The organism is Streptomyces aurantiacus, from assembly GCF_027107535.1.
Classification (GTDB): Bacteria; Actinomycetota; Actinomycetes; order Streptomycetales; family Streptomycetaceae; genus Streptomyces.
On sequence record NZ_CP114283.1, the window covers coordinates 5,495,990 to 5,520,162 of the forward strand.

General features: G+C 68.7%; 23 protein-coding genes and 2 pseudogenes. 9 read left to right on the top strand and 16 right to left on the bottom strand.

The features are described from left to right. Positions 1-23: 23 nt before the first annotated feature. From rox to O1Q96_RS26620, 7 genes are all read right to left on the bottom strand, one after another. The gene (rox, locus tag O1Q96_RS26590) at positions 24-1,574 is read right to left on the bottom strand and encodes a rifampin monooxygenase (RefSeq protein ID WP_269250536.1); all 1,551 of its coding nucleotides are present in this window, start codon (positions 1,572-1,574) and stop codon (positions 24-26) included. Positions 1,575-1,925: 351 nt separating this feature from the next. Further along, positions 1,926-2,201 (bottom strand): hypothetical protein, encoded by a 276-nt coding sequence (locus tag O1Q96_RS26595; RefSeq protein WP_269250537.1) that lies wholly within the window; start codon positions 2,199-2,201, stop codon positions 1,926-1,928. Between the two features lie 566 nt (positions 2,202-2,767). Further along, positions 2,768-3,343, bottom strand: coding sequence for a hypothetical protein (locus tag O1Q96_RS26600; RefSeq protein WP_269250538.1), 576 nt, complete (start codon positions 3,341-3,343; stop codon positions 2,768-2,770). After that, a complete protein-coding gene (locus tag O1Q96_RS26605; RefSeq protein ID WP_269250539.1) occupies positions 3,340-4,737 on the bottom strand; it encodes a hypothetical protein in 1,398 nt (465 codons plus the stop codon). The genes O1Q96_RS26600 and O1Q96_RS26605 overlap by 4 nt, the downstream gene beginning before the upstream one ends. After that, on the bottom strand, positions 4,734-5,543 hold the full coding sequence (locus O1Q96_RS26610; RefSeq protein WP_269250540.1) for an ABC transporter ATP-binding protein: 810 nt from the start codon (positions 5,541-5,543) through the stop codon (positions 4,734-4,736). The genes O1Q96_RS26605 and O1Q96_RS26610 overlap by 4 nt, the downstream gene beginning before the upstream one ends. A gap of 32 nt (positions 5,544-5,575) precedes the next feature. Next, complete coding sequence (locus O1Q96_RS26615; RefSeq protein ID WP_269250541.1) at positions 5,576-6,394, bottom strand: zf-HC2 domain-containing protein; 819 nt, start codon at positions 6,392-6,394, stop codon at positions 5,576-5,578. Continuing rightward, positions 6,391-6,942 (bottom strand): RNA polymerase sigma factor, encoded by a 552-nt coding sequence (locus tag O1Q96_RS26620; protein WP_269250542.1) that lies wholly within the window; start codon positions 6,940-6,942, stop codon positions 6,391-6,393. Before O1Q96_RS26620 ends, O1Q96_RS26615 begins: the two co-directional genes overlap by 4 nt. Positions 6,943-7,539: 597 nt before the next feature. On the opposite strand from O1Q96_RS26620, the pseudogene O1Q96_RS26625 reads away from it, so the two are divergent. The 3 genes and pseudogenes from O1Q96_RS26625 to O1Q96_RS26635 all read left to right on the top strand — a co-directional run. Then, positions 7,540-8,640, top strand: a pseudogene (locus tag O1Q96_RS26625) (pectate lyase family protein); the annotation flags it as partial. Between the two features lie 78 nt (positions 8,641-8,718). Then, positions 8,719-10,254: a fused MFS/spermidine synthase gene (locus tag O1Q96_RS26630; RefSeq protein ID WP_419586953.1), complete on the top strand. Its 1,536-nt coding sequence runs from the start codon at positions 8,719-8,721 to the stop codon at positions 10,252-10,254. A 517-nt stretch (positions 10,255-10,771) separates the two neighbouring features. Continuing rightward, positions 10,772-11,587, top strand: coding sequence for an ArsR/SmtB family transcription factor (locus O1Q96_RS26635; RefSeq protein ID WP_269250544.1), 816 nt, complete (start codon positions 10,772-10,774; stop codon positions 11,585-11,587). 85 nt (positions 11,588-11,672) lie between these two features. On the opposite strand, the gene O1Q96_RS26640 is transcribed toward O1Q96_RS26635, so the two are convergent. Further along, positions 11,673-12,335: a response regulator gene (locus O1Q96_RS26640; protein WP_269250545.1), complete on the bottom strand. Its 663-nt coding sequence runs from the start codon at positions 12,333-12,335 to the stop codon at positions 11,673-11,675. Continuing rightward, positions 12,332-13,459: a sensor histidine kinase gene (locus O1Q96_RS26645; protein ID WP_269250546.1), complete on the bottom strand. Its 1,128-nt coding sequence runs from the start codon at positions 13,457-13,459 to the stop codon at positions 12,332-12,334. Before O1Q96_RS26645 ends, O1Q96_RS26640 begins: the two co-directional genes overlap by 4 nt. Before the next feature lie 233 nt (positions 13,460-13,692). Between O1Q96_RS26645 and O1Q96_RS26650 the strand changes: the two genes are divergently transcribed. After that, positions 13,693-14,073 (top strand): DUF6223 family protein, encoded by a 381-nt coding sequence (locus tag O1Q96_RS26650; RefSeq protein WP_269250547.1) that lies wholly within the window; start codon positions 13,693-13,695, stop codon positions 14,071-14,073. Between the two features lie 381 nt (positions 14,074-14,454). Here the strand turns inward: O1Q96_RS26650 and O1Q96_RS26655 are convergent, their stop codons facing one another. After that, entirely contained in the window at positions 14,455-14,997 is a 543-nt protein-coding gene (locus O1Q96_RS26655; protein ID WP_269250548.1) for a hypothetical protein, read from the bottom strand. 143 nt (positions 14,998-15,140) lie between these two features. Beyond that, positions 15,141-15,677, bottom strand: coding sequence for a GNAT family N-acetyltransferase (locus tag O1Q96_RS26660; RefSeq protein WP_269250549.1), 537 nt, complete (start codon positions 15,675-15,677; stop codon positions 15,141-15,143). Positions 15,678-16,371: 694 nt separating this feature from the next. Between O1Q96_RS26660 and O1Q96_RS26665 the strand changes: the two genes are divergently transcribed. After that, on the top strand, positions 16,372-16,896 hold the full coding sequence (locus O1Q96_RS26665) for a GtrA domain-containing protein (protein ID WP_269250550.1): 525 nt from the start codon (positions 16,372-16,374) through the stop codon (positions 16,894-16,896). A 332-nt stretch (positions 16,897-17,228) separates the two neighbouring features. On the opposite strand, the gene O1Q96_RS26670 is transcribed toward O1Q96_RS26665, so the two are convergent. Continuing rightward, positions 17,229-17,708, bottom strand: a complete 480-nt coding sequence (locus O1Q96_RS26670; protein ID WP_269250551.1) for a carboxymuconolactone decarboxylase family protein — start codon at positions 17,706-17,708, stop codon at positions 17,229-17,231. Between the two features lie 195 nt (positions 17,709-17,903). Here O1Q96_RS26670 and O1Q96_RS26675 point away from each other — a divergent pair, with 195 nt between their 5' ends. Together O1Q96_RS26675 and O1Q96_RS26680 are read left to right on the top strand one after the other, a co-directional pair. Next, the gene (locus O1Q96_RS26675) at positions 17,904-18,833 is read left to right on the top strand and encodes an RNA polymerase sigma-70 factor (protein ID WP_419587071.1); all 930 of its coding nucleotides are present in this window, start codon (positions 17,904-17,906) and stop codon (positions 18,831-18,833) included. 214 nt (positions 18,834-19,047) lie between these two features. Continuing rightward, the gene (locus O1Q96_RS26680; RefSeq protein ID WP_269250552.1) at positions 19,048-19,416 is read left to right on the top strand and encodes an STAS domain-containing protein; all 369 of its coding nucleotides are present in this window, start codon (positions 19,048-19,050) and stop codon (positions 19,414-19,416) included. 132 nt (positions 19,417-19,548) lie between these two features. Here O1Q96_RS26680 and O1Q96_RS26685 read toward each other — a convergent pair whose 3' ends face one another. The 4 genes and pseudogenes from O1Q96_RS26685 to O1Q96_RS26700 form a co-directional block, all read right to left on the bottom strand. Then, positions 19,549-20,394 carry a DUF4097 family beta strand repeat-containing protein gene (locus tag O1Q96_RS26685; protein ID WP_269250553.1) on the bottom strand — a complete coding sequence of 282 codons (846 nt, stop codon included), beginning with the start codon at positions 20,392-20,394 and terminating at the stop codon, positions 19,549-19,551. Between the two features lie 82 nt (positions 20,395-20,476). Further along, positions 20,477-21,004: a type II toxin-antitoxin system HicB family antitoxin gene (locus O1Q96_RS26690; protein ID WP_269250554.1), complete on the bottom strand. Its 528-nt coding sequence runs from the start codon at positions 21,002-21,004 to the stop codon at positions 20,477-20,479. A gap of 370 nt (positions 21,005-21,374) precedes the next feature. After that, complete coding sequence (locus O1Q96_RS26695; RefSeq protein WP_269250555.1) at positions 21,375-21,740, bottom strand: hypothetical protein; 366 nt, start codon at positions 21,738-21,740, stop codon at positions 21,375-21,377. A gap of 14 nt (positions 21,741-21,754) precedes the next feature. After that, positions 21,755-21,847 (bottom strand): annotated as a pseudogene (locus O1Q96_RS26700) (aminoglycoside phosphotransferase family protein); the annotation flags it as partial. A gap of 93 nt (positions 21,848-21,940) precedes the next feature. On the opposite strand from O1Q96_RS26700, the gene O1Q96_RS26705 reads away from it, so the two are divergent. Then, complete coding sequence (locus O1Q96_RS26705; protein WP_269250556.1) at positions 21,941-22,564, top strand: SMI1/KNR4 family protein; 624 nt, start codon at positions 21,941-21,943, stop codon at positions 22,562-22,564. 328 nt (positions 22,565-22,892) lie between these two features. Then, positions 22,893-24,086: a hypothetical protein gene (locus O1Q96_RS26710; protein ID WP_269250557.1), complete on the top strand. Its 1,194-nt coding sequence runs from the start codon at positions 22,893-22,895 to the stop codon at positions 24,084-24,086. Positions 24,087-24,173: the final 87 nt, after the last annotated feature.

The following is a 24,173-nucleotide window of genomic DNA, read 5'->3' on the forward strand; positions in this document are numbered from 1 at the left end:
CTACAGCCGGTTCACGCGCGGCATCAGCCGGCGGGCTTGCCGAACCAGCGGGACAGGTGGTCGTCCAGGTCCTGCTGATCGTCGCCGATCCAGGCGACGTGGCCGTCGGGGCGGAGCAGGACGCACGGAACATCCAGTACCGCGGTGGGATCCGCGAGGTGATCGACGCGGTCTGACCAGCCGCCGACGGTCAGGCCGCCTGTGCGGTCCAGCAGCAGTCCGCGGCCGCGATGCAGCAGACCGTAGAGGTGGCCCTGTTTCACCTCGATGTCGGGGAGGCGGCGGCCGAGCAGGTCGGGGCCTTCGCCGAAGTCGTAGCGGATGCCGATCGCGGTGATCTTCTCGATCAGACGCCGGTTCACCTCGTTGAAGTCCATCAGTTCGGTGAGGAGTCTGCGTACGGCTTGCGGGCCCGGTTCGGTGGATGCGAGTTCCGTCTGGGCGCGGGTGTTGTCCAGCACGTCCTCGGCGACCGGACGGCGTTCGGCCTGGTAGGTGTCCAGCAGCGTTTCCGGCGCCCAGCCGCGGACCTGTGCGGCCAGTTTCCAGCCGAGGTTGAATGCGTCCTGAACGCCCAGGTTGAGGCCCTGTCCGCCCAAGGGTGGATGAATGTGTGCCGCATCGCCGGCCAGCAGCACTCGCCCGATCCGATAGCGTTCGGCCAGCCGGGTGGCATCTCCGAAGCGGGACAGCCAGCGCGGGGAATGCACGCCGAAATCGGTTCCGGCGATGGCGCGCAACTGATGTTTGAAGTTTTCGAGGGTGAGCGGTTCCGCGCGGTCGCTGACTCCCGCGGCGGGGACCACGACGCTGTATGCCCTTTCGCCGAAGGGCCTGAGCCAGAATCGCTTGTCGGTCTTGCCGACTTCGGTCATCTTGGCAGCGATTTCCTCCTGCGGAACGCCGACTTCCATCTCGCCCATCAGCGTCTCGGCGCGCGAGGGCTCACCGGGGAAGCCGACGCCGATCAGTTTGCGCACCGTACTGCGCGCACCGTCACAGCCGACGAGGTAGCGCGCACGCAGCTGTTCGCCGTCGGACAGTTCGACGGTCACGCCCTCGTCGTCCTGCTCGAAACCGATCACCGCACTACCACGCCGGACCTGCGCACCCTGTTGCATCACATGCTCTTCGAGCAGGCGAACGATGACCGGCTGCGGGATGCCCAGCAGATAGGCGTGGGCGGAATCCAGGCCCTGCGGCGCCGGTTTGTCGATGGCGGCGAAGAATCCGGCGGCCGGACGCCGTCTTCCGTGTTCGAGAATACGATCCAGCAGTCCGCGCATTGCCATCAGTTCGATGCTGCGGATGTGCAGCCCGACGATGCGGACGAACGACACGGGCTCGGTTTCCTTCTCCAGAACGAGTACCCGCACATCGTGGAGCCGCAGCTCGGCGGCCAGCATCGCGCCAGTCGGACCGCACCCGGCGATGATCACGTCGAAGTCGAACACGAGGGGTGCGCGGTCGGCGCCGGAGGCCGACGAGCGGAGTCCAGGGATGTCGCCCACAGTGAAGTCCCGCTCGGCCGTGTCGTTCGACGACGGCTCGGCGGTGAACTGCGGAGAGTGCATAGGTGTTGCCTTTCGGGAGGGCCTGGACGGAAAGGCGCTCCCGGCGACACCTACGTCAATCGCCCGACCGTGACGGCAAGGGGGAGCACCCACATCGATGCAGCGTTCATGGGTCTCACCTCCTCGGGCGGTGTCACGTTCGACTGCAAGCTACAAGCTCGTTCATCGCCCCGTCCAACGCTTTCTCAGGCACACGAAAACGACTCCGATCGGCTCGTGCGCTTGCAGGGCGAATCCGGCGTGCCGGCCTGGCCGGGCCCGGTCACGCTCGATGATCTGCTCCCGGCCGCTCCGGAGGCGGACCGGATCTCGGAAGACGGCGCTGCCCGGATGGGGTTCAGGAATGGCGGCTCAGGGGCTGTCGCCGGACCAGTCGAAACGGGTCGGGTCGCCCGGCCGCGGGTCGTACAAGGCATGTCCGCCTGCGCCGAACCGGCCGAGCTCGGTGGACAGGGCGGCGCCGGCCGCGATCCGGTCCGGCGTCCAGTCGGTGACGTCCAGGAGCAATCCGTCCAGAGGACCGCCGACCAGAACCGCGTACGACCGGTCCCGTCGTGGGCCCGGGTCGGGGTCGTCATGGTCGTGGCCGTACACCCGGCCGCGCAGAAGCTGCTCGTCGCCATTCACAACACTCAGCCTGCCACCCGTCACTGACAATGAGCCCTGACGGCTGCCCGGCGGTCCGGGTGCAGGACGGCACACCCTTCACGTCCAACCGTCGGGACGAGCCCGCCTTCCCGGTCGTCTCCGCGCCGCACCAGGGGAACGAAGCAGTCGGGAGGGCACCCCCATGGGCTGTCCGGTGACGATGCGGTGCGGGTGAGGCGGGCGCCGGGCGGCACCCGCCTCCTTGTCGACGCCCGCGTCAACGGTCGGACGGTGTTCGCGGTGTCGTCGCGTGCGGGCGCCGGAGCGCGCGCCGCGCTATGCCTTACTGAAGGCGATCAGGGTGCCCTCGCCGCCCGGCACGAAAAGCCGTGCCTTGGACGTGACGGGGCCAGGGACGACGAACCCACGCGAATCGTCCTCGGCGTCGCCCCCCGGCCCGGTCGCGCCCGCCGGCGCCTGCCGGCTGGTGGCCCCGCGCCGCGACTGACCATGGCCTCGTGCGCGCCGCGGCGAGTCCCCACGGCTCGCACGAGGCGGATCCGCACACGGTCCCGGCCGTGCCCCGCTCCGATGCCCCGGACCGGCTACCGCCTCGGTCCCGCGACGGCGTAGGCCGTGGTGCCGACGACCGTGAGGACCAGGGCCGTCCAGGTGCCCGCCGTGGTGCCGGGCGGCAACAGCATCCAGGTCGCCACCTGTGTCGGCACACTCGTGGCAGGCGGAGCGAAGAAGGAGAACGCGACCCAGGCGAACGGCAGCGTCCATGCGTACTGGCCGCCCGAGAGCGCGGCGCCCAGGGCGGCCAGCCCCATCAGGCCCGCGCAGTCCCGCACGACGAACGCGATGGTGGCCGGATCCCCGCCCAGCGTCTGCACGGTCAGCAGCACCGTGCCGACGACCACGCCGCAGAGCAGCACGTGCGCCGCCCTGCGGGGTGCCCAGCGGATGGCGGCGGTCCGGTCCAGCGCGAGGTCCTGCCCGCTGAGCCCGATCGAGGCAGCCATCGCCCCCATGGCGAGGACGAGCGCGGGCAACCGCAGATCCGCAGGCTCCCCGGTGGCGTCCCGGGTGAGTGCCCACACCCCCACCGCGCTGATCACCACTGCCGCGAGCGAGGCGGGTACCTGCCGCGAACGCGCATACAGCGTCAGCCATCTCATCGGGACGCATCGCCTTTCAGCACGTCGAACGCGTCGCCCTCGCAGGAGAGCGCGGCGGCGCGCATCGCGTTGATCCGCGTGAGCTGTTCGGCCCGCGGGAGTGCCTTGAGTTCCCTCCACACCGGGCGGGTCTCGGCGTCGACCACGCGGCGCATGTTTGCCGGCGTGCCGGGAAGCATGCTGAGGTCTCCGAGGACCCAGCCCGCCGCGACGGTCTGCGCGTATTCGTCTCCCCCGAAGCCGCTCCAGCCAACGGGGGTGCACCCTGGCACCATGCCTTTGGCGACCAGGGCCCTGGTCAGCTGGTTATCCTTCGCGGCGGCGGCGATGATGTCGTCGTCGAAGTCGAAGAGCACGGTCTCGCGGGACCACTGCGGCGTGGAGCCTTCCGGCAGAACGGCGGCGTTCTCCCGGACCGAGACCGGCGCCTGGCTCCCCAGGGCGCCGCGCAGCAGGCGCAGCGCCTCCTTGCCGGGGCCCGCGAGGTCGGCGAGGTGTCCCTCGTGCATCTTGGTCACACACACCGGCCCGTCACACACCAGTTCCGCCGCTGCCTCGTCGACGACATACATCCGCCGCGGGTCGGTCGGCAGGACGAGCAGGGCGATCACCGCGCCCGCCAGGACAGGCGTCAGGGCGATCAACCGGGCACGCAGTGTTCCGGCGACCAGCAGAGCGAAGCCTGTCGCGGCCATGCCGAGCAGCCAGATCGTCTGTCCGACGTGCACGGACGCGGAGAGCGTTTCGAGCACATCGCGGACCTCCGTCTCCGGTGACAGCAATGAGAGCTGGTTCGGCTCCGTGCTCGTGATCCCCATCGAATTGGGAGCCGTCTCCGTCCGGCCCAGCGACATGTGCATGAGAGCCGTGAACACGAGGGCGCCCATGGTCAGCAACGGCGGGGTGAGCGCGGACGGCAGGGCCCGCCCTCCTCCCATGCCCAGCATCGCCCCCGCGACGAGGAAGAGTGCCGCCACCAGTGAGATCGGCAGCCACCCGGGGTGCGTGTACTCGGTGTGGGCGAGCACCTGGACCCCGCCCACGACGACGAGGAGCGCGAAGGCCGAGACCAGCGTGATCGCCGACGTGCCCGCAAGCATGGCCGCCCGGTGCCAGGCGGGCCTCGGTGTGCTCGTCAGCAACTCGGACATCTTCGAGCGGTGGTCGCGCAGGCCCTGCAGCGCCCCGAGCCCGACGGCCATCGGCCACAGGTAGAACAGCAGCGAGCGGGTCCACATCGCCAGGGACGACCACTGGGCCGTCCACGCTGTGGCCCCTAGCCACCACTCTCCGGGAATCAGATACAGGAACGCCAGCGCGCTCGTCAGGACCACAGCGCCGGCCCACGGAGCGACGGAGCGCCTCAGCTCGATACGCAGGACACGGACGTTCACCAGGTCCCCCTTTCCTGCTTGGGGTTCTGCAGCATCGCCGAGTAGCCGCGCTCCAGCGGGCTGTCGCCCACGTGCTCGGGGCCGCCCGCCGAGGCCAGCTCGTCCGGTGGGCCCTGGAAGACCAACCGGCCCTCGGCAAACAGCACCACGTCGGTGCACGCGGCGGCGACATCCTCCACCAGATGGGTCGAGACGAGCACGCAGGTGTCCGCGCCCAACTCCTGCAGCAGCTCGCGAAATCGAAGCCGCTGCGCCGGGTCCAGACCGACCGTCGGCTCGTCCAGCAGCAGGATCGAGGGGTCGTTGACAATGGCCTGGGCGATGCCGACGCGCCGCACCATGCCGCCCGACAGGGCCTTCATCCGCTCATCGGCGCGGTCCGCCAGGCCGACCCGCTCCACGGCCCGCTGGACCGCCCCGGGGATGTCCGCCTTGGGCACCTCCTTCAGCCACGCCATGTACTCGACGAACTCGCGCACCGTGAAGCGCTTGTAGTAGCCGAACTCCTGCGGCAGGTAGCCGATCCGCCGGCGCAGCGCACGGTGCTCGCCCATGCCGCCCGCGGACTGGCCGAGCAGCTCCAAAGTTCCTTCAGTCGGGCGCAGTACGGTGGCCAGAGCCCTGATGAGGGTGGTCTTGCCCGCTCCGTTGGGGCCGAGCAGACCGTGTACGCCGGTGCCGAGCTTCAGATCGAGCCCGTCGACCGCCATCCGTTTGCGCCCGACCCTGACTCGCAGCCCGGTGGCCTGGATCTGCCAGGCGTATGTCGTCGGCGCGAGGTCGGCCGCGCTCACCGCGGTCTTCATGTGATGGTCCTTCCGAGGGTCGTTTCCAGTGGTCAACGGTGAGCTCCCAGCACGGAGTACGCGCCCCTGCGGGCGACCAGGACACCGATGCCGAGCGCGAGGACCAGTCCCCACGCGGGCAGAGCGCTCGTCTGAAGGGCGAAGGTCGTACGGCTGGTGGCGACGGTCGGCGCCACGACGACGACGGCCCACAGCGCGACCAGCGCGGCGGCGGCACGTGGCACGCCGACGACACCACCGAGCGCCAGGGTCGTCGCGGTGAACGCCAGACAGGGCAGCAGCCACTGAGCCGCCGTCACCCCCGTCGCCCACCCGCCCACCAGCAGCGCGGGGACGGCCACGGCGAGCACGGACGTGGTGCGCCGCAGCACCAGGTACAGACCCGCCCTTGGCGCGGAGACCGTGAGTTCGTACGCCGGGTCCAGGCCGCGTGACCAGGACGCCGCGACGCCGAGCACGGGCAGAACCGGGGCGAGCAGCAGCACCAGGGACACCTCACCGGAGCCCGTGCCGAACAGATCGAAGAGAAGCGCAAGCAGGGTCACGCTCACGACCATCGCCAGCCACGGCGTCATCGTGGGCGTCAGCCAACTGGACAACCGGGCCGCCCAGCGCCGTCGGTGCGGCATCGTGGTGGTGGCCGCCAGCTGCGGTCCGAGGTCGGACCACACGGTGTCGACCAGCGCCGCCACGGCGGGCGCCCGCACCTCGACGGCGGCCGAAAGCCGGTCACGGCACACCCGGCACGCCTCCAGATGGGCCTCCAGGGCCCACACCTCGTCGGCGGCGATGTCCGTGTCACCGCGCGCGTAACCGTCGATGATCCGCATCGACGCGTGCTCCACGCTCATGTCAGCGCCTCCCGCATCGCGATCCGGGCCCGGCGGGCACGGGTCTTGACCGTTCCCTCGGGCAGCCCGAGCAGGACCGCGGTCTCCCGAACCGTCAATCCGTCGAGCACCATGGCCTGCAGTACCTCTCTGAGTTCCGGCGCGAGGCGCCGCAGCGCGTCCCCGACGTCACCGCCGACGCTCGCCGCGAGCGCTTCCTCCTCGGCGGCGGGCGCCACGGGCTGCGGGGCAGCCGCGAGCGGCGGCTCCGCATGGTGCGCCCGGCGCCGGAAGGCGTCGACGAGGCGGCGTGCCGCGATCGTCCACAGCCAGCCGACGGCCGTCCCGCCTGCCGCCGCCCCGGCGAACGCACCAGCCGCGCGCCACACCGCCAGGTACGTCTCCTGCATGACCTCGGCGACGACCTGCTCGTCCGCGCAGCGGCGGCGCAGCCGCACCGCCATCCACGGCGACGTACGCCGGTACAACTCCTCGAACGCGCCGCGGTCGCCCCTGGCCACCAGCCGGACGAGGTTCTCCTCGTCCAGTTCATGCGGCGCTGTCCTCACTCGTCTCACACCCACAAGACGCCGAGCGCCGGCGACAGGTTTTCTCTCCGGAGTGATCCCCGTCACACTGGCATGTCGGACACCGGTGACGACCGGAGCGTGCACGCCCTCGCGACAACAAGGACCAGGCCGACCACTGGGGCAACGTCGCGCCGCGCGGACCATCCGCCTACAAGGGAACTCCAGAGGCGTGGCCGGCTCGCCGCCCAGGAGCAGTCACCGGGCTCAGGTCGACAGACCGACTGCGGTGCGGCCGAGTTCGAGGCGGACACAGAACGCGACGCCGGGCGGTCTGCGCGACAGCGATCGAGGGTCGACCGACCTTGCCCCGACCCTCACGAGGGTTCACGTCCATGAATAATGATCAAGTACGCGTCTATTGACGCGTCCACGGCAAGAGTTCTAGCTTCCTATGGAAAGCGCTTGCCCGCAGCTCGCGCGGGCGGAACCGGCAACCCGATCCACAGCGAGCAGCGCACTCACTTGTGAGCCGGCGGACGACCGGCCCAGTAATAGGTCGGCAGCCCCTACGGCCTGCCGAAAGGACCACCGATGTAGCAGCAGACCCAGCATTCGAAGACGAATGGGGAGGCAAGAATGAGGCGACCAGTCGCACTCCGACTCTATGCGGCGCTGGCCACGATGGCTGTCGCGGCCACGACCGGCGCGGTTCTGCAGATACCCGAAGCATCCGCAGCCGCCGGGAGCACCAGCGGCTACGCGACCCAGAACGGCGGCACCACCGGCGGCGCGGGCGGTCAGACGGTACGGGCCACCACGGGAACCGCGATCCACGCGGCCCTGTGCGGCCGGGCCAGCAGCAGCACCCCGATCACCATCGAGGTGCAGGGCACCATCAACCACGGCAACACCAGCAAGGTGTCGGGCGCCAGCTGCAACACCGCCGCCGGCGTGATCGAGCTCAAGGGCATCAGCAACGTCACGATCATCGGAGTCGGCAGCGGCGCTGTCTTCGACCAGTTGGGCATCCACATACGTGAAGCCCGCAACATCATCATCCAGAACGTGACCGTCCGGAACGTCAAGAAGTCCGGCTCCCCCACCTCCAACGGCGGTGACGCCATCGGCATGGAGCGCAACGTCCGCAACGTCTGGGTCGATCACACCACCCTGGAGGCGTCGGGCGGCGAGTCCGAGGGATACGACGGTCTCTTCGACATGAAGGACAACACCCAGTACGTCACCCTCTCCTACAGCACCCTGCGCAACTCCGGCCGCGGTGGCCTCGTCGGGTCGAGTGAAAGTGACGTCTCGAACAGCTTCATCACCTACCACCACAACCGGTACGAGAACATCGACTCCCGCGCACCCCTGCTGCGTGGCGGCACAGCCCACATGTACAACAACCACTACGTGAAACTCAACGAGTCCGGCATCAACTCCCGCGCCGGAGCCCGCGCCAAGGTGGACAACAACTACTTCGAGGACTCCAAGGACGTCCTGGGCACCTTCTACACCGATGCGGCCGGCTACTGGCAGGTCAGCGGCAACACCTTCGACAACGTCACCTGGTCCGCGCCCAGTCAGGAGAACCGGCCCGCGGGCCCCAACCCGCAGTCCAACACCACCGTCAGCATCCCCTACTCCTACAGCCTCGACACGGCCAGTTGCGTGCCGAGCATCGTGAGCCGGACGGCCGGCGCCAACAAGGGCCTGCTGGTGTCGGACGGCAGGTGCTAGCAGGGCCGGCGGCCGGGGGAATCAGCAACTTCGCCATGCTGCCAGGCCGATGAACCGCGTGCGAGGATGACGCCCGTGACCAATTCGTCTTCCTCGCCTGCCGCCGAGGACGCGACGCACAGCTCCGGCCTGGGTCCCCGTGTCGCTGCCGTGCTTGTGTTCGGGTCCTCGGCCGCAGTCCTGGTGGTCGAGATCGTCGCTCTGCGGCTGCTGGCTCCCTATCTCGGTCTCACCCTTGAGACCAGCACGACGGTGATCGGCATCGCGCTCACCGCGATCGCTGCCGGCTCCTGGCTGGGTGGACGTGTCGCCGACCTGGTCGACCCACGGCGGCTCATCGGCCCTTCGCTCGGAGTGTCAGGAGCGGTGGTGGCGCTGACCCCGGCCGTGCTGCGCGCCGCCGCGGAGTTGGCTCCCGTGCTGCTCCTGTTGATCGCATCGCTGACGATCCTCGTGCCGGGGGCGCTGCTCGCCGCGGTGACGCCGATCGTGACCAAGCTGCGTCTCACCAGCCTCGCCGAGACCGGAACGGTGGTCGGCCGGCTGTCCGGCGTCGGCACCGTCGGCGCCATCTTCGGCACCGTCCTCACCGGTTTCGTCCTCGTATCGCGCTTGCCGGTCAGTGGCATTCTGATCGGCCTCGGAGCACTGCTGGTGGTCGGCGCGGTACTGGTCGAGTGGCGAACACGCCGGTGGAGCGGCACTCCTGCCCTCACACTCGTCGTCGTCGCCGGCGGCCTCGCCACCGCGGTCGCGCCCGGCAACTGCGACACCGAGACCAAGTACCACTGCGCACAGGTCGTCACAGACCCCGACCGGGACAGCGGGCGCACACTCATCCTGGACGGTTTGAGGCACTCCTACGTCGACGTCGACGACCCGACCTTCCTGGAATTCGAGTACGTGCGCGCCCTCGCGTCGGTGGTCGACGCCTCCTTTCCCGAGGGTGAGCCGCTTGTCGCGCACCACCTCGGCGGCGGCGGTCTCACCTTTCCCCGCTACCTCTCGGCCACGCGGCCCGGGACGCGCAGCCTGGTGTCCGAGATCGACAGCGGGGTTGTGCGCGTCAACCGCGACCGGCTCGGCCTGCGGATGGAATCAGGCATCGACGTACGCGTTGAGGACGGCAGGCTCGGCCTGCGGCGACTGGACGCCGACAGCCGTGACCTTGTCGTCGGCGACGCATTCGGAGGCGTCAGCGTCCCGTGGCATCTCACTACGTCGGAAGCGATGAGCGACGTACGGCGAGTACTCGACGAGGACGGTTTGTACGTCGCCAACCTCATCGATCACGGTGAGATGGCCTTCGCACGGGCCGAGGTGGCCACCCTCGGCGAGATCTTCGAGCACGTGGCCCTCATCGGCCGGCCCGCCGATATCGGCCTCGATCCGACCGCGACCGCCGAGGGCGGCAATCTGGTGGTACTCGCCTCCGACCGACCGGTCGATCTACGTGCGACGCAGGAAGAGCTCAACGCCCGGCAACCCGGCTGGAAGACCACCACGGGCGACGACCTCAGCGACTGGATCGACGGTGCCCAACCACTCACCGACGACTACGCTCCCGTCGACCAACTGCTACAACCCTCCAGCCCACGCGGCACCCAGTGACAGGACACACGGCCAAGTCCTGCCTGTCCTTCTGAACAAGCCGGACGTCAGGCGACGTTCGAACCGAGCAGCGTCGCGGGCGTCGGGCTTCCGGCCCGGTTTCGTGAAGATGTTGCGACCGTACGCCTACATGTCAGGCCCTGCGGCCGTGCGGCCCGCAGCACTGTGCCACCGCACAGCCGGTGGGGCGCGCCGATGGCCCAGGTCAACGTGTCCGCTCGGGGCACCTGGGCGACGCGCGGCCGACAGCAGACGTCAGCGGTCTCGAAACGTTGATGGCAGACGCGTTGTCTAGGCTTCTCGGCGGACTGATCAATGTGCGTGTACGGGGGTGTTCATGTCCGGGTTCTCCAAACTGTGTCTCGGGCCGCTGGAGAAGGTACCGGTATCTGTCGTGGCACAGCCCGGTGTCACGTTGATGTCGCTCGTCGCGGACACGCTGGGCGGCCGTTCACAGGGAGTGCACCCCCCTTGGAGGCGCACGATCCGGTCGGCGGTCCCCGCAACCGCAACAGACGTGCTGCGGCCCTTGTTCGCCCGCGAGTACTCGATGGTGCCCGACTGTCTCACGCCCACAGCGCCCCTGTGGGAGACCGACCTCGCCGTCCAGCTCGAACAGCTGGCAGAGGTCAGCCCTCACCTGCTGCTGCGGGAGCTGGAGGCGGATTTCGCGGGCACGGTCCCCCGGCAGTGGCGAAGTGTCGTCGACCGGCCGAAAGCGTTCATCACCGCCTACACGGCCATCCTCCGCGCCGCGTGGGAAGCGTTCGGGCCTGCCTGGACCCAGGCCGGCTCGCTACTGGCGCGGGAGGCCGAGCGGGTGGGGATCGCGGCGGTCAGCAACGCCCTCCCGCCGGTACTGGCCGGGCTCGGCCACAGGGTCCGCTTCTCCGAGCAGACGCTGTACGTGCCCGATCCGTACCCGGAGACCTTCGAACGCGGCACCCGGCCTGTGGTGTTGGTGCCCATGGTCTCCGGCAACGGCGCATCGGTGTTCAGCTTCGACCGCCCCGACGCCGTGTGGTTCGGCTACCCGGTGCCCGCGCTGAGCACACTGTGGACGTCGTTCCGGGAGCCCGACGAGCGCAAGGACTCTCTGCAACTCGTCGTCGGCACCCTACGGGCCGAGATACTGCGCGAGCTGGTACGGCCCTCCACCATGGGGCGTCTGGCGAGCACTCTCAGCTGCACGCCCGCGACGATGACGTACCACTGCGGTCAGCTCGAGTCCGCCGGACTCGTCAGCCGCGAACGTCAGGGACAGCATGTGTGGGTCCGGCGGACGTCCCGGGGCGCGGCCCTCGTCGACCTGTTGACCGGTCGGCACGGATAGTCGTCCTGCTCGGCCGAGGGCTGCGGCACGGCAACACCCGCACGACCTGCCCCTGCTCTTGAACGTGAGTCCCTGCCCTGGAACGTCACGATTCGCGCGGTGCCACCAAACCAGACTCGTAGGCCATCACCACGAGTTGGGCGCGGTCGCGGGCGTGGAGTTTGGTCATGGCCCGGTTGATGTGGGTCTTCGCGGTGAGCGGACTGATCGCCATGCGGAGGGCGATCTGATCATTGGACAAGCCGTGCGCGACCAGGGAGACGGCCTCTCGCTCTCGGCCGGTCAGCTCATCGAGGCCGGTGCCGGCGACGGCGGGAAGCGGTTGGCTGACGTACCGGTTGATCAACTTGCGGGTGATGGACGGAGCCAGCAGCGCGTCGCCGCGGGCGGCGACGCGCACCGCATGCACAAAGTCGTCCGGCACGATGTCCTTGACGAGGAAGCCGGCAGCTCCGGCGCGCAGCGCGTCGAGGACGTACTCGTCCAGGCCGTAGTTGGTGAGGATGACCACATGCACCTGGGCCAGGGCCGGATCCGCGGCGATGCGCCGTGTGGCCTCGATTCCGTCGACGACCGGCATCTGGATGTCGATCAGCACGATGTCCGGCAAGAACCGTCGGGTGAGCGCCAGGCCTTCGACGCCGTCAGCGGCCTCCGCCACCACCTCGATGTCGTCTTCGAGGTCGAGGAGTGCACGGAATCCGCTGCGGATCAACGGCTGGTCGTCGACCAGCAGGACACGGATCATGAGATCCGCTCCACGGGGAGTTCGGCCTGGACGGTGAACCCGTGCTCGCTGCGCGGCTGCGCCCGCAGCCGACCGCCGAGTGCTGTGACGCGTTCACGCATGCCGAGCAGTCCGAGGCCGGGCGTCGCCACCGTGTCCGGCGTGGCCTTGCCGTCGTCATCGACCCGGATGGTCAGCGAGCCGGTCCGGTAGTCGATGCGGACCGACGCTGTCGCGGCACAGGCATGCCGGGCGACATTGGTCAACGACTCCTGCACGATCCGATAGGCGGTCCGGCCGACCGCCGCCGGAACATCGGCGCGTTGTCCCTCGATCATCAGCGTCGTCTCAAGGCCGGCCCGGCTCGTCTGCTCCACCAGCTCTGCGATGTGGTCGAGCCCGCGGGGCGAGGTGACATCGTCGTCCCGCAACGCCTCCAGGGTGGCGCGCAGTTCCCGGGTCGCCTCACGTCCGGCCTCCTGGATCGCCAGGAGAGCCTCAGGTACGTGTTCGCCCCGTCTGCGGGCCACGTGGACAGCGACTTCCGACTGCACCTTGATGATCGAGATCTGGTGCGTGAGCGAATCGTGCAGCTCCCGCGCGATGTTCAGCCGCTCCTCATCCGCGCGGCGCTGCGCGGTCGCCTCCCGGGTGCGCTCTGCTTCATCCGCCCGCTGCTCGGCCTGCCGCAGTGCCTCCCCCGCGGCGAACGCGGCGATCAGCCAAGCGACTTCGAGGACATGACGGGCCTGCGCCAATGCCTCGCCCGCTGGCCCGTCATGGAAGACCAGGGCGGTGAGGTGAAGCATGACCAGCGCGGTCACGGACGCCGCCGCTGTGAGGGTGCGGTACCCGGCCCGTACCGCGCCGTACACCGCAAGCAGATACGGGACGGAGAGAACCTCGAAGCCGGCCGCCAGATACCCCACCGCACACAGCGCGGTGACGGCCAGAACGGCTGTCGGCGCGCGGCGACGCGCCACCAGCGCCAGACCCCCGACTGCCAGCAGCGCGTAGCCGGGCAGGTCGGAGTCCCTGCCGGGAGATCCTCCGGACAGCCCTGTCCCGAGCAGCAGCGCGGCCGCGCCGAGAGCGATAGCCCAGTCTCTGACCCTGGCCGGGACGCCAAACCATCCATCGTCCATGCGCGCACCCTAACCGGCTGTGGCTGTCGGCAAGTCCCGCTCCGGGACGAGTAGTCGACTACCGCGCCCGCAGTATCCACGTGATGCCTACCGCATCCGCGGCAGGCGCCTGCGCCACCGATGGCAGAGCAAAGTGTCTGCGTCTGCGGGACGACGGCCGGTGTGCTCGGCAGACATGCTCAAGTCACATCTTGGCCTTGGAACTGCACTGTACGAAGAGGAAGAAGAGAAGCATGTACGCAGCAGACGTGGTGACAGCGGCCGCCGAGGGCGGAGCCATCGGTGACGGACGGACCGGAGCGAACCTGGCCCTCGGAGTAGGACTGGTCGGTGTGGCCATCGGCTGGCTGGCCCTGGCTCGCGCCGCCGACCGCATCAGCAGCGGCAACGCGCGCACGGGCGCCATGTCCGCCATCGCGGCAGGGCTGGCCGGTACGGTCCTCGCGGTCCTGCACCTGGCCACCTCCAGTGGTGGTCCCGGCACGGGCAATGGGCTCGTCGGAGCCGTCGCGGCCGTCCCGTTGGGGCTGATCGCCGTCGTTCTCGGTCGCCGGGCGCTGACTCGCTGCCGCACCGAGCCGAGCGGCGAACCGACCAAGAGGCTGACCGGCTGAGCGCAGCACAGCCGTGCGCGGCCCGGGGCGGTCAGCCGCGGACCGCGAGGCCGCGCCTGATGCCGGACACGACGGCACCGAGAACCAGAACGGTCGTTTCGAAGACTCACCGCCATCGCCGGCCCCTGGATGTGACGGCGCAGAGAGGCCGAGCGATGCCCAAGCTGTCCCCAGCCTTCGTGCGAATCGCCAGGGCCATGCCGCCTGGGGCGTGACGTTCAGGCGGCGGGCCCCTGCGGCGACCCGACCCGCATCGTTTCGGTGTGACCGCCCCCGGCCGTCCCTGGGCAAGGAGTGACCAGCATGAACACACATGCTGCGCCAGGAGTCGCAGACGCTTCCGACTGCCGAGCCAGTTCCCCGCTCGCCGCTTCCATCGACCTATCCGCCCTGTCCGACGAGCAGTTCAGCCGCCCGGCGGTACGGTTCGGACTGCGCCTCGGCCAGCTTCCACAGAGCGGGCAGACCGTCCGCCCTCACTCGCTCCGCCGCCCCCTGCTGGCACGCCAGCTCGAAGTCGGCGAGCCGCGTGAAGGACTCGTCATGAGCATCTGACGGCCAGGCGGCTGCGGCCTCCAGGGCAAAGTCCAGCCCTTGCGCGGGATCAAGCTCTCGCTGGCCCGGCCGGGTCAGCCCGATCGTCACGAATACCAACCTCGTCCAGCCCTCGAAGAAGGCCAGGCCCGGCAGTTCGGCCGGGTATCTGGCGTCCAGAGACCAGTTCTCACCGAACGCCTCGCTCACCATGCTGTCGTCAAGTTCCTGCCCCTCAAGGGAGGCCACAATGCAGCCCACGCCCGCCGCAACCAGTTCGTAGCGGTCGGACAGTCCCGCCCGGGCAGCCAACACCCGCGTGGCTCCGCCCAACCGGATGGCCGCGGCGCAGCACAAGCCCTTCCCGGCCGCGTCAGATCTCTCGTCCACGATCTCCCCAGTCTCACTCGCACTTGGACGGATGGACGAACACTTCGGTGCGGCTGCGAAGCTCTCAACGAACGCCGTTTGGCGATGAGCCTGAGCGTCAGTCGAGGGCGGAACAGCCGATCGAGTGTCGATGAGTTTGTACGTCACTCAGGCCTGATCGGGGACCGCAGCCCGAGCCACTGCTCGGCGTCCCAGGCCTGGAAACGCTCTACCTCGGTGAACCCCAGCTTTGACGCGAGGCGCATTGAGCCGACGTTGGCGGTCTGGGTGGTGAGCATTACCTCCTCGCCGGGAAGGACGCCGTCGAACCAGTCGAGTGCCGCCGCGCACGCCTCGGCGGCGTACCCGCATCCCCACGCCCGTGGCAGGAACAGGTGACCGAGATCGGCCTTCCCCGCGGCAGCCGGGCGACTGTCCCTCGTTGCTCTCCTGAGCAGGATCTGGCCGATCATCGCCCCGTCGAGATCAACGACGAAACTCCCGGGCCACCGCTCGGGCGCCCCGGGAATCTCGCGCTCAAGCTCGTCACGCGGCCGGGGACCGCCGAGGTAGGTGTGCACTTCTGGCGACGCCAGCAACTCGATGAATGCCGCGCGGTCCCGGGCCTCGGACTCACGGAGTACGAGCCTCTCGGTCCTGATCGGGGCAGGGGGCCAGGCAACAGGTCCGAGCTCAGTCATGCCGGCCAGCCAATCAGCAGGCTCGGCAGTTGGCCCGAGGTCGTCCGACCAGACGTCGGAGACGAAGGGTGTGTTGTTGGGCCGCCCTCCAAGTGCCACAACTGCAAGCGCACCAGGGGAAACGGCCTCCACCACTGGGTCGCCCACCGGCTGAGCTCTCGCATCTGAGCTTGTTCTCCAACTCTGTTCGGCACATCCGTCTGCCCTGCCAAAGGGTTGGCAGTTTCGCACGCCTGTGACCCCACGCGAGCGGAGACGGTGTGCGCATCCGGCCTGCCAGTTCGTGAGCTGACTGCCGTAGACCCTGCCCGGCCCCCCACCCCACTTCCACGCTCCCGCCATGGCGCGTCTACGGAGCCATGGCGAGCCAAGGGCGTCAGCTGCGCACCAAAAGAGGCCCTGCCCCGACCCTCTCTCCCTGCCGTAGAGCAGAGCCCTCTCCCTTCGGAGGTCATCACGTCCACGTCGTTCCGGAGAATCGGCCACGACACCGTTCGCCGAGCACATCGGACGGTCCGGTGACCTGCGCATTTACGTCCCCAACTCCACATTGGCACCGCCAGCGAAGACTTCGACGCCAATTAGACTCCCCATGGCGCCACTCGTGTGCCATGATGGTGCCACCAGAAGCGCACCTCTCAGTTCGGAGGCGAGGGCGCGCGTTTGTCGCGGTGAATATTCAAAGGGGCGGATCATGGAGACAGTGCAGAGCCGGCGACAGACGGCACCCGGCGCCTTCGCTGCCTTCGCCCGTTTCGTGTTGTGCGGTGGCGGGGTGGGGCTCGCTTCCAGCTTTGCCGTGGCGGCACTCGCATCCTGGATTCCCTGGGCGCTGGCCAATGCCGCGGTCACGGTCGCTTCCACGCTCCTGGCAACCGAGCTGCACGCCCGCTTCACTTTCGGCGCAGGCGGGCGGGCGACCCGGCGCCAGCATGTGCAATCGGCCGGGTCCGCGGCCGCCGCCTACACGATGACCTGCCTGGCGATGCTCGTCCTGCAGCAACTCACCGCGACGCCCGGCGCGGTAGTCGAACAGGCCGTCTACCTGTCCGCCTCCGCACTCGCCGGCATCGCACGCTTCGCGGTGCTGCGCCTCGTCGTCTTCGCACAGAACCGACCCCAGACCGCCCCCGCCATGCCCGCCACCCGGTCCGTCCACGCCGGCGTTACCTGCGTCCCGGCACCGCGTCACGCCGCGGCGCTCTGCCACGCCGCCTGACCACCCATTACGTCGGACGGTTCCGCCGGGATGCTCAGCACGCCACCGAGGCCAGCGCGGCCGCCACCGTTCCCCCTACCGAAGAGGCAGAGGCAGATCAGCGCGTCCAGCCCAACACTTACCGAGCAACTCCCAGTGAGGGCTCTGAGGGCTCCCGCTATTACGGCTGTGACGGTGCGACGGCATTGATCCAGTCCGCGACGGTGACGACATCCGCCCACTGCGGGAACAGCTTCGCTCAACCTCGGTGACGCCCCATCGGAGTGGGCCAGGAACCCTTCCCGTGCTTCGGGTCGTGGGTGACCGCGAAGGGCATCCGATTCACCTGCTGGTCAGTTCGCCGCACTGGCGAACATGCCGGGCTCGTACGAACCCCCCGGATTGTGCACGATCACGTTCATCCGGGTGGCCGCGTTGATCAGGGAGACCAGACATACCAGCGCACCGACCTGGTCGTCGTCGTAGTGCTTGCGTACCTCTGCCCAGGTCTCGTCGGACACGCCGTGGTCGCCGAGTCGGGTGCCCTCCTCGGTGAGCCGCAGCGCAGCCCGTTCGGCCTCGGTGAACACGGTGCTGTGCCGCCAGGCGGCGACGAGGCTGAGCCGGACTGCGGTTTCACCGGCGGCCGTGGCCTCCTTGGTGTGGGCGTCGACGCAGAGGCCGCAGCCGTTGATCTGGCCGACCCGCAACTGCACCAGTTCCCGCAGGGGCTTCGGAAGCGTGGACCCTTCCAGGGCCAACGAGGTGTTGTAGAACCGCTTGGCGACCTTCGCGGCCGTCGGGCTGTCGAACAGGTTGAAACGGGGTTCCATGACGTCGTCCTCACTCGTGGTGTTGCTTGCCGCCGACTGGACGAACACAAGATGCCGACGGCCTGATCCTTGTGACGGCGCGGTGATGTGGCGTGTGTCACTGGTCTCAGGTGTCACAGGTCGGTGAGGGCCGGCGTCTGGTGTACGGCGCAGTCGAGAGCGACCGAGCAGGAGCTGACGATGAACGACCGCACTATGAGCGACCGTGCAACGGACACATCCGAACCGATCTGTCGTGGCGATCTCATGGACAGGGTCACCCGGGTGTTCGTCGCCCACCGCAATCTGCTGTTCACCGTCGCCTACGAAATGCTCGGCTCGGCCGCCGACGCCGAGGATGTCCTGCAGGAGACCTGGCTGCGATGGGCGGGCGTCGATATCGACGCTGTGCGGGATCAGCGTGCGTATCTGGTCCGGATCACCACCCGGCAGGCTTTGAGTCATCTGCGCACGCTCGGTCGACGTAAAGAGTCCTACCTCGGCCCCTGGCTGCCTGAACCGCTACTGACCGCGCCCGACGTGGCCGAGGACGTCGAGTTGGCCGACAGCGTCTCGATGGCGGTGCTGCTGGTGCTGGAGACCCTCGCCCCGACGGAGCGAGCGGTCTTCGTACTGCGCGAGGTGTTCGGCCTGGCCCACGACGAGATCTCCGAAGCTGTCGGCAAGAGCCCCGCCGCGGTCCGCCAGATCGCCCACCGGGCACGGACCCACGTCGCCGAGCGCAGACCACACGGGGTCGCATCCGCTGCCGAGACCCGCCGCACCGTCGAGGCGTTCCAACGGGCGGTCGAAACGGGCGACCTGCAGCGCCTGCTCGACGTCCTCGCGCCGGACGTCGTCCTGCTGACCGACGGAGGCGGAGTCGTGCAGGCCGCACTGGCGCCCGTCTTGGGGGCCGCCCAAGTGGCCCACGTGCTGGGCAGGATCGCCGGCGCGATGTCGCTTCAGCCGACGCAGGTCAACGGCGACCTGGCGCTGATCGTCCGACTGGGCGGTGACATCGACGGTGGCATCGACACCGTTCTGGCGATGCGCATCGAAGACGGCCTCATCACCGGGCTCTACGCCGTGCGCAACCCCGAGAAGCTGTCGCGTCTGGACCAGGAGACCACGCTGCGCCGCTGAGCCCGAGACTTGGCGGAAGTAGCGCCCTTCCTGCACGGACAGCCTCATCGACGGTCTCGTCCGCCGGAAGTGATCCGAGGGATTCGGCCGCATGTAGCCGACGCACGAGGGGTGTTGTCCGGCGTTGCCGTCTGGGTGCATCCAGACATGGGGGTGGGGCAGAAACCTTCGCGTACGCCCTGACCGGGCGAGCCTGAGCGCAGTTGAGGAGACGGTGACCGACAACCAGAAGACCGACCGGTCAGACCGGCTCGCGGTCGATTGCGCGGTGGTCGACGGCATCCGTGTCGTGACCGTGCGGGGCGAGATCGACCAGGACGTGAAGGACGCCCTCGGAAGGGCTCTGACGTCCAAGGAAGGCGCGGTGCCGCCTCTTCGAGTCGTTGCGGATCTCAGCGGTGTGACGTTCATGGACTCCAGCGGGATCAACGTCTTCGTCGCCGCTCACAGGCACGTGCGGGACGTCCAGGGGTGGCTGCGCATCGCAGGAGCCCAAGAGCCCGTCATGCGTGTGCTGCAGATTGTCGGCCTCGACTCGGTGGTTGCCTGCCACCCGACGACCGAGCAGGCACTGAACGCCTGACTGCCGCGGCACGGCCCGCCCGGCGCCGACTGCCGGGAAGCAAGCCGGGCACCCGGCGTGCTCGGTCCGCAGGCTGAGCAGGCAGGGGAAGTGCAAGCCATCTAAGGAAAAGGCCAGTTGACGGGCAGGCCCTCAGACCTGGACGCGTCGGATGTCGATGTTGCCGTGCCGGGTACGGGCGCGGACCTCCACGGTCTCCTCGCTGCTGTCCGGACTCTTCGACATGGTGAGGGTGTTGCGTACCTGGCCGGAACTCGAACTGACGTCGAGATACGCGGCCGTGCCCTCGCGGATGCCGACATCGATGGCGCCGTGGGCGGTTTCCAACCGGACGATGCCGCGGACCGCCTCGTCCACCCGCAGGGCCCCGTGGGCGGTGGTGGCAGTCACCGAGCCCTCCGCATGACCGATGCTGATGTCACCGGCGGCGCCGCTCACCCGCAGTTCTCCGGCCGCGGTGCCGACCGTCGTCGTGCCGTGCGAGTTCTTCAGCACGGCGGGGCCCTCCACCAGGCCCACGCGCAGACTGCCGGTACTGGTGGTGATCTCTGCCGTGCCCTCGATACGGTCCACGGTCACCGAGCCGTGCGACGCAGTCACCTGCAGTCGAGCGGTCGTCTCCAGGCGCACGTCACCCGACGAGGTCTTCACCCGGACCTCACCGAGCCGGCCCTCACCCACCACCTGGACCCCACCGCCACTCATGTCGATCCTCGAGCCCGTGGGCAGTTCGACCGTCACCTCCACAGCGCCGGCACGGCCCACGCGAAAACGCTGGGCGGACGTCCTGACAGCCAGCGCGCCGCCCGCACAGGTGACCTCACACTGGTCGGCCGCCCGGACATCCGGCTCCTTCTTCGGATCGCGGGGCCGCACCTCGACCACCGTCTCAGGGCGGTCACCCGCGATGAACCGGACGGCACCGGCCTCCACATGCACGGTGGCTGAAATCGGTTCGGGAGTATCGAAAGAAGGCATGACCGCCCCGTCCTCACAGTTCCTAGGGTTCTGCCCGCCCGCGGGAAACGATGCGGGTGACGCTGCACCGGCGCAGTCGCAGCTACCGCACCCAGCCCGTAACGCTCTGCCCGGCAGCGTGGACCTGGTCCGCCGCACGGGACCGGCCGCCCCCATCGACTGCCGCCGACACCGCTCTCACCAGCCACGCGTTCACCGACAAGCCCTCACCGGCTGCGGCCTCCTCGGCACGAGACTTGAGATGCGCCGGCAGACGCAGATTGACGCGGGCAGTGCCGCCCTCCTCACCCTCACCCGCTGCAGGAGCAGCAACCGGCACCCGGAGCGATTCGGCGTACCCGCCCCGCTCCTCACCGCCATCACCGCGAGACGGCAGCGTCACCACGAAATCGGGTTCGATCCCTCGCAGCCGCACATCAACCGAACCGGGTGCCAGATCACGGGTGACCTCGCCCATCGCGGCGGACAGCACGTTCAGCAACGTCAGCCGGGCTGCCGACTCCAAAGGAGCCGTCAGCCGCTCCGCCAGCTCACGAGCATCATCCCCACCGGCCTCGGCGGCCACCGCAAGTTCCCGGCGGAGAGCTTCCACATACGGCGCAAGATCCATGACGGCATTCTGGCACCATTATGGCGCCACATGCAAGCCTGAATGGCACACGATGCGCCTAGGTCATCGCCACCAAGAGCGCCTCACCTCAGGCATCCCGCGGGGCCAACGAGTAACCCGCACAGAGCGCGACCCCACTCCACTGACACACCATCGGACTCCACCGACCGCACTGCGGGAGCGCCGACCGGGGGCCGCGCTTGCGGCAACTCAGCGGCGACCGCGCTTCTTCTGCTCGATCCAAACGACCGGAGTACTCACACCGAGTATCACCAACAAGAGCAGAACGAATACGGAGCTTCCAACGAAAATCGACACCACAAAGCCAATGAAAGCCACCAAAATTGCAATACTCGCCCAAAATTCACGATTACTCACAAGCCCCCCAAAGCCAAGCCCGTGCCTTGGCATTGCTGGTCGAGCGGCCTCCAGCGGGAATACGGCAAGTGCGCCAGGGAGTGCAGTGCAGCCTATTACGCGGTCGAACGCTCACCTCACCACCCACAGGAGCCCTCGCCCTGACTACTGCCCCGCGAGTGTCGGAGACTTGGATACAGGTGAAGGGATGCATGACCGGGCCTGCCATCAGGACCGTGTCCACGTTGTGGGGATGCGCCGCCGTGACCACAGCAGCGATCGGGTCGCGTTCGACGGTGAGGCAGTTGATGTTCTCCAGGCGGAGCGGGATGACATCGGCCTGCTTGCCAGGACGCAGTGAACCGACGCGGTCGGTCATCCCCCGTGCGGCCGCACTCCGTGCAGCAGGACAAGCGCGGTGGCGCAGTGGGCAACATCCAGATCAGCGGGTCCCCAGGACGCCTCCACCCAGTCCATGGCACCGTTCTCTCCTTCAGCCATGGCAACAGCCTGATGATCGGGAAGGAGCGGTCACGACGGTCTGGTCTCTGACTGGTCTCGCGGGCCACGATGGGTGCCATGACGATTGACGGCTCGTGGTCGATGATCGAGAGCTGGTTGTCCGAGCACGCACCGGGCACGTACGCCTCGTTGCCCCCTGCCGCGGACTCCGACACGGTACGCGCGGCGGAACGCCGGTGCGGGCCCGTGTTTCCCGAGGAGGTGGTGGCATCCCTGCGCCGCCATGACGGTTCCGGAGAGTTCCTGCTACCCGGCAACTACCGCTTGTCCGGCGCAGCCGAGATCGCCAAGGGCTACGCGTGGTGGACGGGGTCGCAGCAGCGGGATGTTCCCGAGGAACTGCGCTATTGGCGTTCATCCTGGTTGCCTCTCGCCCACGATGGTGCAGGGGGTTCCCTCTTCGTCGAGATGGCACGGGGCGACCGGCGCGGGTGCATCGGTACGCATGCCCACGGGGATGGTGGACAGTTCGTCGACCTCCCCCACTACGCCTCGCTGCGAGCCCTGCTCAACTGGGCCGCGCAGGCCCTGTCCGACGGCTCTGCCGCGGATGTCCTGGACTACGTGCTCGTCACGGACGAACAAGGGTCCTTCTCCTGGCAGGACGCGGACGCAGAAGAGGACGGCGCGCCGGTGAGCTGGGACATGGCAGCCCTGGAGCACCGATACGGCGAGCTCTGATCCCTCGCCGCGCGCATTCACCTCCCCGAACATGACCTCGTGACGAACTCATCGTCCGCATCCATGGCCGATCGGGTCGGCGGGAGCGTCCCTGTGCCGTCCAGGTGGCGCACCCTGCGGGGCGGGGATTAGCTGGAGCGATGAACCCAAGGCGGTCGGGGGTTACAGCAGGGATACAGACGTGAGCGATTCGGAAGCCACTGGCCGTTCCGCTTCGCTGTCGGAGGCCGAGCGAGCCGAACTGGTACGCCTGCGGAGCCAAGTGGCGGAGCAGAAACCGCCTTCTCCAGGTGTGAAGAGGCACCGGTCGCGGTCGATGCTCGCCGTGGTGTTGATTTCCTTGGCGGCGCTTCTGGCTCCGCTGAGCGTGATCGCGGTGTGGAGCAGCGACATCGTGGGCAACACGGACCGGTATGTCTCGACCGTGGCGCCCTTGGCCTCGGACCCGGACATCCAAGCAAGCGTGACCACCAGGGTCACGAATGCCGTAATGGACCACGTCGACGTGTCCCTGCTGCTGGAACAGGTGACTCCTGAGGACCGGCCTCGCCTGGAAGCGGCACTGGGACGGCTCGAGGAGCCGCTGATGAGCGGCTTGCGAGGGCTCGTGGAGTCGGTGACCGCCAAGTTCGTGAGCAGCGACGGCTTCGCGACGCTGTGGAGTGAACTGAACCGTGGCGCCCATCAGGCGGTCAACAAGGCGCTCACCGGGAGCGGAGGCGGCGCCGTCCAGCTCGAAGGGGACAAGGTCACGGTGGATCTCGCCCCGGTCGTCGAGCGCGTCAAAGCACTTCTGGTGGACAACGGGTTGAGCGTCGCGGACAAGATCCCTGAGCTGCACACGGACCTCACTGTGGCGACCTCCGAGGAGATCGGGAAGGTCCAGAACGGCTTCAAGCTCCTGCAGTTGATGGGGGGCTGGCTTCCACTGGTCACAGTGTTGATGGCCGCCGCGGGTGTCCTGCTGGCGTTCCGTCGGCGCAGGGCGCTGATCACCGCGGCCCTCGCCGTGGTCGTCACGGTCGGTCTGCTCGGGGTCGGTCTCTCCGTGTTCCGTGCGTTCTACCTGGACGCGCTGCCGACCTCCGTGAACTCCGCTGCTGCGGGCTCCGTCTACGACACCCTGGTCCGCTTCCTGCGCGGTACCGTTCGCGCCGTGGTCACCCTGGGCGTGCTCACAGCGGTCGCGGCCTGGCTCACCGGTCACAGCCGGTGGGCACTGAGTGTCCGCGCGGGGTGGCGGTCCGCTCTGGGCGCCGCCCGGGCTGCCACGGGGCTGTCACCCGGCCCGGTCGGGGTTTTCGTCCATAGGCTGCGGACCTGGCTGAACTGGGGCGTCGTCGCCCTGGCCGGGCTGACGATCGTGCTGTGGGATCGCCCCACGGCGATGGTGACCTTGTGCCTGGCACTGACCGTGCTCACGGTCCTCGCGGTCCTTGAGTTCCTCGACCCGGCTGCTCAGCGAACGGGCCATCGCCACACGAAGGCAGTGGACTCCGCGTCCGGCCGAGGCCCGGCCTGAGGACGTCATCGCCTGCCGGCCTGAACGCCCACCCGATGTCCTACCGGTTCGATACCGGTTCGAGTGGGCGTTCACCGGTCCGGGTGG